Source organism: Citrobacter sp. Cf088 (genome assembly GCF_030334295.1).
Taxonomy (GTDB): domain Bacteria; phylum Pseudomonadota; class Gammaproteobacteria; order Enterobacterales; family Enterobacteriaceae; genus Citrobacter; species Citrobacter freundii.
The window spans coordinates 925,250-936,529 of the sequence record NZ_JAOWEE010000053.1; the positions used below are offsets into that span (position 1 = coordinate 925,250).

The window sequence follows — 11,280 nt, forward strand, 5'->3', positions numbered from 1 at the left end:
ATCAGGCACCTATCTTTTTGATTGTCAGAGGGATTTCCGCGTGATCGTCATAACGCGCGGTACAGGCGGCGACGTCGTTGGTTCCCGCTTTGCAGGTAATTTCAGGCATCGGATAACGTGACCCGTCTGTACAACGGGCATTGCCGCGACTCTTAATCATTAATTCACCCGACTGGTGCAAACCGGAGAAAATCTCGGCACGACAAACAATATTGTCACCATGAACCACGCGAGCAGTGCCTTTATTAGCCTGGATCTGATAGCGCAGCGACGGCGCTTTGCCGCTCACCGGATCTTTAACATCGACCAGGACGCGCCAGTTACCATTGAGGAAACGCGTCGTTCCTGCCTTCATCTGATTGGCATCCATCACCAGCGCATCTTTTGGAATCGCGGCGATCACCACCGGTCCTTCTACAGGTTTCTCTTTCTTCGCAGCTGGAGTCACTTCAGCACGATGCAGGGGCAGTGCAGATGCCAGTGCTGGCAGCGGTGCCATATCAATCTTAGCGACTTCAACAGCGGCGGCTGCGGGTACGGGCTGGGTGGTCTGTTGCTTCCACAGCAGCGGCCCAACGATGGCGGCAATGATGACTGCGGCAACGGGCAGGCTCCACAGAGGCAGGCGGCGCGCAGGTTTCTCTTGTGCCAGCGGCGGTGTAACCTCCGGTTCGTTAACTATAACCGGTGGCTGTGGCTCAGGTTCAGCCGGTTTAGCCAGCTCGACGACTGGCGTTAATAAAGGCGCATCAGCCTCGGCGAAGGTGATTTCCGGGGGGATTTCTTCTTCCTGTTCCGGCTCTGCTACGGTAACGACAGGGGGAATATCGGCAACTCGCAGGCAATCGAGCACATCGTCGCGGGGATTTTCATTCAGATTAACGAAGCCCCAGAACGTAATAACGGGTTTGCCATCAACCAGAAACACGTGGTTTTCACCGGGAAACTGGATGGCTTTTTCGAGCAGAGAGCCAAACAGCTGTAGGGAGGTTTTTCCCGACTGCAGGCTTTTACGGCTCAGAGCCGCCGCATTTTCCAGCGTGCTTCCCAGATAGCGTAGCGCACGAAAACGTGCTTCTTCATCAGCGGCTTTCCACGCCACGGCTTTCCCTTCTATCGGGGAATACCAGTCAACCCGATCGCCGTTGTCGTTAATTTGTGGGATCGCCAAACAATCCACCATCGCCTGCTGTTTACGCAGACGAAGCGTTTCACGAATTTGCAATGCTGAATCAAACACGGCCTGACCACCGCCGCCCACGGCCTGATAGTCATCCAAATTGCCGCTGCGCAAGAGAGTTTTTGCCACGTTGTTACCCCTTAGACTTCTTCACGTATCTACTTTACGTTTTATAAAAACGAGCAAACGGAGAAAGAGAGGCAAAAAGGGGCTAATTTTCATGGCATAGAGTGCCGGGAAAAATCTTGACGTTTTGAAAAAGACTTAAGGGAAATTAATTCGCTTAGGGTGATGAATTATTCAGCGAAATACACCGGATTAGAATAACCTGATAGTGATTTGTTATTGGTCAGTTTTTGTCAGCTATGCTCTGATATCTCGGTTAATAATAAAATAAGAAGGCTTATAACCATGATTGCAAGGAAAACGTTACTCGCGCTGGCTCTCAGCACCGTCATTCCGTCAGGTGTTGCGTTCGCGGCCAATACTGACACCATCATCTATTGCTCGGAAGCATCGCCGGAGTCATTTAACCCGCAAATTGCCAGTTCCGGACCCTCATTTGTGGCCAGTTCACAAGTACTCTACAACCGACTCATCAACTTTGATCCGGTAAAGAATACCCCGGTACCATCTCTGGCAACGGACTGGACGATTTCTCCGGACGGAAAGACTTACACCTTTACCCTGCGTCAAGGCGTGAAATTCAACAGTAATAAATTCTTTAAACCGACCCGCGACTTCAACGCTGACGACGTGATTTTCTCGGTATTACGGCAGAAAGATGCCGATCATCCGTATCACAAGGTTTCTCAGGGAAGCTATGAATACTTTAACGATGTCGGTCTGGATAAACTGATTAAAGAAGTGAAGAAGCTCGATGATTATCACGTTCAGTTTGTCCTGAATGAACCTAACGCTGCGTTTCTTGCCGACTGGGGAATGGATTTTGCCTCGATTCTCTCTGCGGAATATGCCGACGCGATGCTAAAAAAAGGTACACCGGAAAACGTCGACAACTGGCCGATTGGCACCGGGCCTTACGTGCTGCAGCAGTACAAGCAGGACTCGCAAATCCGCTATCTTGCCAACCCTAACTACTGGGATGGCGCCGTTCCAACGAAGCACCTGATCTTCTCAATCACGCCAAACGTCCAGACGCGGCTGGCAAAACTACAAACCAATGAATGCCAGATAATCCCAGCACCTGCGCCCGTACAGTTTGACGAGATTAAAAAGAATAAAGATTTGACGCTGCATTCGGTTGACGCGCTGAACGTCGGGTATCTGGCATTTAATACCGAGAAAAAACCGTTTGATAACGTACTGGTGCGTCAGGCGCTAAACTACGCGACTGATAAAAAGGCCATTATTAACGCCGTCTTCTTAGGTTCCGGTACGGTGGCAAAATCGCCGATTCCACCGAATATGATGGGGTTCAATAAAGATCTGCAGGATTACGCTTACGACCCGCAAAAAGCGAAAGACCTGCTGAAGCAGGCTGGGCTGGAAAATGGCTTTGAAGCGACGCTGTGGTCAATGCCGGTCCAGCGCCCATACAACCCGAACTCCCGACGGATTGCCGAGATGATCCAGAGCGACTGGGCAAAGGTGGGCGTGAAGGCGAAAATTGTGTCGTACGAGTGGGGTGAATATCTCTCCGGAATGCGTAAAGGTGAGCACGACACCGCGTTGTTTGGTTGGATGTCAGACAACGGCGATCCGGATAACTTCGCCGATGTGCTGCTGGGCTGCGACAGCATAAAAACCGGATCTAACGCCGCGCGCTGGTGCGATAAAGAGTATAATTCGCTGGTTGAAAAGGCGAAACTGGTGAGCAAACCGGAAGAGCGCGCCGCGCTTTACCAGCAGTCACAAGAGATTTTCTACCAGCAGGCTCCGTGGATAGCCCTGGCAAACGGTAAAACGTTCTACGCTACGCGTAGCAACGTCAGCGGATACAGCGTTAGCCTGATGGGCAGTGATTTTTCAAAAGCAAAATTAAATTAATGAGTTAAGGAGAGGTTATGTCGCATCTGGATGAGGTCAGCGCACGTGTTGATGCCGCCATTGAGGAGAGCGTCATTACGCATATGAATGAATTGCTGATTGAGCTCAGCGATGATGTCGCGTTGAGCCGGGAAGACCGCTATACCCAGCAACAGCGTTTGCGTACGGCTATCGCGCATCATGGCCGTCAGCATAAAGAAGATATGGAAGCCCGTCGCGAACAGTTGACCAAAGGTGGCACAATCCTCTGATTTTCCCTTATCAGGCCAACAGGAACGTTCTGTAGGCCTGATAAACGAAGTGCTATCAGGCAATTAAAACGAACGTCTCGCCACCAGCCATGCCCCGACTACCAGCAGTACCGCACCACAGACCGGCCCCACCAGCGCCCGCAGCGGCACGCCGTGACTGCGCAGAATATCCAGCACCAGCCCGCCGATTAACTGGCTGGCAACCAGTACCGCAATCGTCGTGGCAGCGCCTACATTTTGATATCCACTAATGCTGGCGAAAACAAAGAACGATCCCAACAAGCCGGGGATGAGTGTCCACCAGCGTATGCTGGAAACCAATTCACCAAACCCTGCTAAACCTTGCTTAAACCACAATATGCTGACAAACAGCACGATCCCGACCAGCGAGTTAAGTAACATGGCGATAAGGATCGTCGAGGACGTCTGCGTGATGCGTACCATCAAGGTATTTTGCACCACCAGACCAATACCAGCGGCAATCAGAAAGGAGAGGGTCAGCGTCTGGTTCATCTAAGGGCATCCGGTTCACGACGATCGTCTAACTGCAACTGCATGAAAGTCAGATCCAGCCACCGCCCAAATTTGGTTCCAACCTGTGGCATTTGCGCGGTGGTTTTAAAGCCCAGCAAGCTGTGCAGATGCAGTGATGCCTGATTCTGAGACTCAATCCCTGCCACCATTACATGCTTGCCGCATGCGCGGGCTTCGTCTATCAGTCTGCTGAGTAGTGCTCGTCCGAATCCTTTTCCCTGATGTTCTGGATGGACATACACCGAATGTTCAACGGTATGACGGAAGCCATCAAAGTTACGCCAGTCGCCAAAGGAGGCGTATCCCGTAACCACGCCATTCTCTTCACTCACCAGTACCGGATACCCCATCAATTGTCGGGATTCATACCAGGAAATACGGTTTTCGGCATCGACCGTTTGATCATTCCAGATAGCCGCCGTATGCAGTACCGCATGGTTGTAGATTTCTGCAATGGCGGCGCAGTCTTCTTTGCTGGCAAATCGAATTGACATGTTGAACCTCAGGGCTTGTTCACTATAGTATTACAATATGAATACTATTGAAGACAGTATAAATCAACGGATCAGTGCAAGAATTCGCATTGAGCGGGAATCTCGCGGTTGGTCACTCACGGAACTTGCCGAGCGCGCGGGCGTGTCGCGGGCCATGATCCATAAAATAGAACGCGGCGAGAGTAGTCCAACGGCTACGCTGCTGGGTAGACTTTCCGGTGCGTTTGGCATCAGCATGTCTACCCTGATTGCGCGGGCTGAAATGCAGGAGGGCAAGCTGCTGCGCTTCGCTGACCAGCCCGTCTGGCACGATCCGCAAAGCCACTATCTGCGCCGCCATGTTTCACCGCGCAGCGATCTACCTATCGATCTGGTGCAGATTGAATTACCCGCCGGAAGTGATATCCCGATGCCAGCTTCTTCCTATGTGCAGGCCAGACAACTTATCTGGTTACAGCAGGGGGAATTAGTCTTTGTGGAAGGGGACATACGCCATGAAATGCAGGCAGGTGATTGCCTGGAACTTGGCCCGCCGAATGACTGTCGGTTTATCAATGAAACCGCGAAACCCTGCGTTTACCTGGTTGTGCGGTTAAACCACGTCGTCAGCTAAATAGCAGGCGCAGACTGCTACTATTGATGGATTCATGCCAAAAGCAGAGGAGCACATCATGGGTCAACAGACTAATCGTAACCGTCGCTGGGTACTGGCTTCCCGTCCACATGGCGCGCCAGTCCCAGAGAACTTCCGTCTTGAAGAAGATGAGGTGGCATCCCCGGGCGAAGGCCAGGTTTTGCTGCGCACTGTTTATCTTTCCCTCGATCCCTACATGCGTGGCCGCATGAGCGATGAGCCATCTTACTCACCACCAGTAGAGATTGGTGGTGTTATGGTGGGTGGTACCGTAAGTCGCGTGGTGTCATCCCGCCATCCGGACTACCAGCCAGGCGAATGGGTATTGAGCTACAACGGTTGGCAGGACTATGACATCTCCGACGGTAACGGACTGGTGAAGCTTGGCGCTCATCCAGAACATCCCTCCTGGGCGCTGGGTGTTATGGGTATGCCGGGGTTTACCGCTTATATGGGTCTGCTGGATATCGGTCAGCCGAAAGCGGGAGAAACGCTGGTGGTAGCCGCCGCAACCGGGCCGGTTGGCGCAACGGTTGGGCAGATCGGTAAGCTTAAAGGCTGCCGGGTAATCGGTGTGGCAGGTGGGGCAGAGAAATGCCGACATGCCACAGAGGTGCTGGGCTTTGATGTTTGCCTCGATCACCACGCACAAGATTTTGCGCAACAACTGGCAAAAGCTTGCCCGCAAGGAATTGATATTTATTATGAAAACGTCGGCGGAAAAGTATTTGATGCCGTTCTGCCATTGCTCAATACTTCAGCGCGGATTCCGCTTTGTGGCCTGGTCAGTGGTTATAACGCAACGTCTCTTCCGGCCGGACCTGACAGATTACCGCTGTTAATGGCAACGCTGCTGAAAAAGCGTATCCGGATGCAGGGTTTTATCATTGGTCAGGATTATGGTCACCGCATTCAGGAGTTTCAGCGGGAGATGGGGCGCTGGCTTAAAGAGGACAAAATCCACTACCGCGAGCAGGTGACCGACGGTCTGGAAAATGCGCCACAAACCTTTATCGGTCTGCTGACCGGCAAAAACTTCGGCAAGGTAGTTATTCGTCTTGCTGAGGATTGATGCGTAAGAGCGGAAGACGGTGAATGTCTGTAACCAGGCCTGCTTCGTACGAAATGTAGGCCTGGTAAAATGCCAATGACGTTATCTGGATGAAAAGCGATTATTCATGGAGAAAATAAGAAGGTTACAACCCGAAAGCGAATAAATACTCCACATTGAGATAAATAATGATTACTATTCTCATTCTTAAAAAGGCAAAACCATGATTTTGCTCATTGAAGCTATGTGAAGCAGTAACAAACGAATTTATCAAAGGGAGTCGTCATGTCTTTACGTCATCTGTTTTCACCGCGTCTGCGTGGTTCTTTACTGTTAGGTTCACTGCTCGTTGCATCATCTTTTACTACGCAGGCTGCAGAAGAACTGCTGCGCAAAGCCGTCGGTAAAGGCGCTTATGAAATGGCGTACAGCCAACAAGAGAACGCGCTGTGGCTGGCGACCTCACAGAGCCGCAAATTGGATACCGGCGGGGTGGTTTACCGCCTTGACCCGGTCACCCTCGAAGTGACTCAGGTGATTCATAACGATCTCAAACCGTTTGGTGCCACCATCAATAACGCCACGCAAACGCTGTGGTTCGGCAACACGGTAAATAGCGCGGTAACGGCGATGGATGCTAAAACGGGCGCGGTGAAAGGACGTCTGGTGCTGGATGCGCGTAAGCGTTCTGAAGATGTTCGCCCGCTGCAGCCGCGTGAGCTGGCCGCAGATGACGCCACTAACACGGTATACATTAGCGGTATTGGTAAAGAGAGCGTGATTTGGGTGGTGGACGGCGACGCCATTAAACTGAAGGACACCATCCAAAATACCGGCAAAATGAGCACCGCTCTGGCTGTCGACAGCAAGGCTAAGCGCCTGTACACCGCCAATGCGGACGGTGAATTCATTACCATCGATACCACCACCAACAAAATTATCAGCCGCAAAAAACTGCTGGATGATGGGAAAGAGCATTTCTTTATCAACCTGAGCCTGGACACAGCGGGCAACCGTGCATTTGTCACCGACTCTAAAGCGGCGGAAGTGCTGGTAATCGACACCCGTAACGGCAACGTACTGGCAAAAGTCGCCGCGCCGGAATCCCTTGCCGTGCTGTTCAACCCGACGCGTAATGAAGCCTACGTGACTCATCGCCAGGCCGGTAAAGTAAGTGTGATCGACGCGAAAAGCTATAAAGTCGTCAAAACGTTTGATACCCCAACATTCCCGAATAGCCTGGCGCTCTCTGCCGATGGTAAAACCCTGTACGTCAGCGTGAAACAGAAATCTACCCGCGAGCAGGAAGCTACCCAGCCGGACGATGTTATTCGTATTGCGCTGTAAAAAATCCGGAGGGGGAAACCCCTCCTGTCATTTCTCTAAACCCCACGATACGCCTCGTTACACCCCGCCAGTAGCCCGACCCACTTCAGGGACTTACACTACGCCCTCAACGGCTAACTGAATAACACGGGAATACCATGAAAAAGCCATTTATCTGTCTTTGTGCAGGCGTAATGCTGTTTACCCTGGCAGGATGCACCACTGATTACGTCATGACGACCAAAAGCGGACAAACCATTACCACCCAGGGTAAGCCAAAACTGGATAAAGATACGGGAATGACCAGCTATACCGATCAGGATGGAAACGCGCGGGAAATTAACAGCAACGATGTAGCGCAGTTGATTGAAGCGAACTAAAAAAGAAGGCCTGAAGGGTTAACCTGTCAGGCCTTCAGCCATTACGGCGCGGTGCGGTGGATTTCCGCGACGCGTTTACGCACGCCGAACCAGCCTGCAACCAGCAGGATGGCAATCAACGGTAATGACGCGATAGTGTAGGTGCCGTTTGGATAGTCAAACGCCATCAACACCAGCACGCTCAGCAGGAACACCAGGGTTAGCCACGAGGTAAACGGAGCGCCCGGCAGTTTAAAGCTAACGTCTGCCGTTTTACCTTCTTTTATGGCCCGGCGCAGACGCATCTGACAGACCATGATAAAGCCCCACGACGCAATAATGCCCAACGACGCGAAGTTCAACACGATCTCAAACACCTGCGACGGCACCAGATAGTTCAGAAATACCCCGACGACATAGACGACCAGCGTGGCGAGGATCCCAGCCCAGGGTACCTGTTGGCGGCTCATTTTAGCCATGAATTTCGGCGCCGATCCGCCCATCGACATGGAACGTAAAATACGTCCGGTACAGTACAGCCCAGAGTTAAGGCTGGAAAGTGCCGCGGTGAGCACCACAATATTCATGATACTGCCGATATACGGCACGCCCAGTTTGGAGAAGAAGGTAACAAACGGGCTTTGCCCTGCCTGATAGGCATTCCACGGCAGTAACAGAACCAGCAGCACGACAGAACCCACATAGAACAGACCAATACGCCAGATAACGCTATTGATCGCTTTCGGCACCATGGTTTGTGGATCTTTGCATTCTCCAGCAGCGGTGCCCACCAGTTCAATGGAGGCAAACGCGAAAACCACCCCCTGAACCAGTACCAGCGCCGGCAGCAAGCCATGTGGGAAGAATCCACCGTTGTCGGTGATCAGGTGAAAACCCGTGGCGTTACCATCCAATGGCTTTCCAGTGCCTAAAAAGACGGTACCCACCACCAGGAAAATCACAATCGCCAACACTTTGACCAGTGCAAACCAAAACTCCATCTCCGCGAACCACTTCACGCCGATCATGTTCATGGTGCCGACAATGGCCAGCGCGCCGAGGGCGAATACCCACTGCGGTACATCACCAAATGCGCCCCAGTAATGCATATACAACGCCACCGCGGTGATATCGACAATGCCGGTCATCGCCCAGTTGATAAAGTACATCCAGCCAGCCACATAGGCGGCTTTCTCACCTAAAAATTCACGGGCATAGGAGACAAAGCTGCCGCTGGAAGGGCGATGTAAAACCAGTTCGCCAAGCGCGCGCAGTATAAAGAACGAAAAAATACCGCACACCAAATAAACCAGCGCCAAAGCAGGACCAGCCATCTGCAAGCGTGCGCCAGCCCCTAAAAACAACCCGGTACCAATTGCGCCGCCAATGGCGATCATCTGTACCTGTCGATTTCCCATCGCTTTGTGATACCCCTCTTCGTGGGCATTCAACCAGCGTCGTTTCGCCGCATGTTGTTCCGCGGCTTGCGTGTTGTTTGTGTTCATTACTTTTCCTGTTGACCTGACAAAAATACAAATCCTTTTTGCCGCACCTGCTGCGGCGAAAACAGCCTTACCCTTCATTGTGTTACGGGGGAAAACTGCCGGCCGAGCATCCTACATTCAATTGTTCGGTTCCGCAAAGCCCCGATAACAAGAATTCAGCATTTTTGTACAGCCTGCACTGGCGCGGTGTGGCCTCGATTCAGCCAATAAAAGAGAAGGGCGTAAATACCTGGAGAGGAGTGCGCTTATCGAGACATTCACCCGATAAGCGCCGTAAGGTTATGCTGATACGCCAAAGACCTGAACGGCCTGCTGTAAGCGCGATGAACGTTGAGTCAGATCGGCGGTAGCATCGGTGACACGTTCCACCATCTCGGCATTATTGTGTGTCATGGTGCCAACGCGTGAAATCGAATCGTTAATCAGATCCAGCGCCAGGGTTTGCTCACGCGTCGCCAGATTAATATCTTTGATCATCATCGACATCTGCAGGACATCGCCAATCATCCCGGTAAGATGCGTCTCCGTTTGTTCTACCATTTTGACGCCGCTATTCACGTTGGCGACGTTCTTCTCAATCAACTGTTTGATCTCTTTTGCTGCAGACGCTGAGTGCTGTGCCAGATTACGGACCTCTGCCGCCACAACGGCGAAACCGCGTCCTGACTCTCCGGCTCGCGCGGCCTCGACCGCGGCATTGAGCGCCAGAATATTGGTCTGAAAGGCGATACTATCAATGACGCCGATGATGTCGACGATCTGCCCGTTGTCACGCGATATCGCCTGCATCATGGCGATAGTTTGTTTCATGATATCGCCGCCTTCTGCCGCATTGGCGCTGGTTTTATCGGCCATGGTCATAGTATGTGCCGCAGTCTCAGCAGTTTGCTGTACCGCGCTACCAATTTCTTCAATGGCGGCAGCGGTTTGTTGCAGGTCGGCGGAGGTTTCTTCGGAACGCTTATGCAGCGCCGTACCTTCTTTTGATACTCGCTGACTGATAGCGCGAATACCGGATATTTGCGTACTGACATCATCGACCAGTGAATTCAGATTAAGCCCGGACTGATTAACCAGACGCATCAGCATTCCGATTTCATCCACCCGATTTAAATGACAGTTATCAGGTTTTCTCCCGGATACCACTTTCTTCATTTGCATCAGTAGCGTATTAACTGGCTGACAAATTTGATACTTAAGGTAAATAGCAAGCATCAGAAATAAGAACAGCAACCCTCCCGCCTGAATAAATGGATTAACAGGAGCAAAAAGAAATAGCACTGCGAGCAGGGCGATTACCCCTAAAGAATAATTGACGCGCTGGCTAATGCTCAGCCATTTAAACATTGATGCCCATGACAATATGCCGCGGCGAATGATAATGCCTTTAAAAAGTCGAAACCCTTTAAACTGCTGGCTATTAATTTTTTGATATAAACTTTCGCTTTGAGTTATTTCATCGCGCGAAGGAACGGTACGCACTGAAATGTAGCCAGTGAGTTTTTCATTGTGCCAGACCGGTGTAACGTTGGCGCGAACCCAGTAATGGTCGCCATTCTGCCGACGGTTTTTCACCATCCCCGTCCAGCTGTCTCCCTGCTGTAGCGTGTACCACATATCGGCGAACGCCGCGGGAGGCATATCAGGATGGCGAATAATATTATGCGGTTCGCCCATTAATTGCTGTTCGTTAAATCCGCTGGCATCAATAAATGCGGAGTTGGCGTAGGTAATATGACTTTCTTTATCTGTCGTAGAAAGCAGCGTCGTTTTATCGTTAAGTGCGTGCTCAATTTGTGTAACGGGCATGTTACTTTTCATAGAGGTCCCATGATGCTATGTATAATCCATACAAAAATCCCCGCAATGAAATCGGGGGATATTAGAAATCTGTTTTAAACCGTTTTAATAAGAAACGTTGCATTCTCTACTAATC

At 51.3% G+C, this 11,280-nt stretch carries 11 protein-coding genes; 6 read left to right on the plus strand and 5 right to left on the minus strand.

The features are described from left to right. Nucleotide 1: 1 nt before the first annotated feature. Nucleotides 2-1,309, minus strand: a complete 1,308-nt coding sequence (locus tag OGV71_RS17350; RefSeq protein WP_286533741.1) for an SrfA family protein — start codon at nucleotides 1,307-1,309, stop codon at nucleotides 2-4. 282 nt (nucleotides 1,310-1,591) lie between these two features. Here OGV71_RS17350 and OGV71_RS17355 point away from each other — a divergent pair, with 282 nt between their 5' ends. Both OGV71_RS17355 and OGV71_RS17360 read left to right on the plus strand, forming a co-directional pair. Further along, complete coding sequence (locus tag OGV71_RS17355; protein ID WP_048217763.1) at nucleotides 1,592-3,190, plus strand: ABC transporter substrate-binding protein; 1,599 nt, start codon at nucleotides 1,592-1,594, stop codon at nucleotides 3,188-3,190. A 17-nt stretch (nucleotides 3,191-3,207) separates the two neighbouring features. After that, nucleotides 3,208-3,441, plus strand: a complete 234-nt coding sequence (locus OGV71_RS17360; RefSeq protein WP_003020183.1) for a YdcY family protein — start codon at nucleotides 3,208-3,210, stop codon at nucleotides 3,439-3,441. Between the two features lie 63 nt (nucleotides 3,442-3,504). Here OGV71_RS17360 and OGV71_RS17365 read toward each other — a convergent pair whose 3' ends face one another. Both OGV71_RS17365 and OGV71_RS17370 read right to left on the minus strand, forming a co-directional pair. Beyond that, entirely contained in the window at nucleotides 3,505-3,954 is a 450-nt protein-coding gene (locus tag OGV71_RS17365; protein WP_071685588.1) for a DMT family transporter, read from the minus strand. Continuing rightward, a complete protein-coding gene (locus OGV71_RS17370) occupies nucleotides 3,951-4,469 on the minus strand; it encodes a GNAT family N-acetyltransferase (protein ID WP_071696125.1) in 519 nt (172 codons plus the stop codon). Before OGV71_RS17370 ends, OGV71_RS17365 begins: the two co-directional genes overlap by 4 nt. 37 nt (nucleotides 4,470-4,506) lie before the next feature. Between OGV71_RS17370 and OGV71_RS17375 the strand changes: the two genes are divergently transcribed. The 4 genes from OGV71_RS17375 (at nucleotide 4,507) to OGV71_RS17390 (ending at nucleotide 7,860) form a co-directional block, all read left to right on the plus strand. Then, nucleotides 4,507-5,082: a helix-turn-helix domain-containing protein gene (locus tag OGV71_RS17375; RefSeq protein ID WP_003020168.1), complete on the plus strand. Its 576-nt coding sequence runs from the start codon at nucleotides 4,507-4,509 to the stop codon at nucleotides 5,080-5,082. 58 nt (nucleotides 5,083-5,140) lie between these two features. Continuing rightward, the gene (gene curA / locus OGV71_RS17380) at nucleotides 5,141-6,175 is read left to right on the plus strand and encodes an NADPH-dependent curcumin/dihydrocurcumin reductase (protein ID WP_286533744.1); all 1,035 of its coding nucleotides are present in this window, start codon (nucleotides 5,141-5,143) and stop codon (nucleotides 6,173-6,175) included. A gap of 264 nt (nucleotides 6,176-6,439) precedes the next feature. Continuing rightward, on the plus strand, nucleotides 6,440-7,501 hold the full coding sequence (yncE, locus tag OGV71_RS17385; protein ID WP_032949341.1) for a 7-bladed beta-propeller protein YncE: 1,062 nt from the start codon (nucleotides 6,440-6,442) through the stop codon (nucleotides 7,499-7,501). A 137-nt stretch (nucleotides 7,502-7,638) separates the two neighbouring features. Further along, nucleotides 7,639-7,860, plus strand: a complete 222-nt coding sequence (locus OGV71_RS17390) for a YgdI/YgdR family lipoprotein (protein WP_003020157.1) — start codon at nucleotides 7,639-7,641, stop codon at nucleotides 7,858-7,860. Nucleotides 7,861-7,901: 41 nt separating this feature from the next. Here the strand turns inward: OGV71_RS17390 and ansP are convergent, their stop codons facing one another. Beyond that, the gene (ansP, locus tag OGV71_RS17395; protein ID WP_003843715.1) at nucleotides 7,902-9,344 is read right to left on the minus strand and encodes an L-asparagine permease; all 1,443 of its coding nucleotides are present in this window, start codon (nucleotides 9,342-9,344) and stop codon (nucleotides 7,902-7,904) included. A 279-nt stretch (nucleotides 9,345-9,623) separates the two neighbouring features. Beyond that, nucleotides 9,624-11,165: a methyl-accepting chemotaxis protein gene (locus OGV71_RS17400; protein ID WP_286533746.1), complete on the minus strand. Its 1,542-nt coding sequence runs from the start codon at nucleotides 11,163-11,165 to the stop codon at nucleotides 9,624-9,626. Nucleotides 11,166-11,280: the final 115 nt, after the last annotated feature.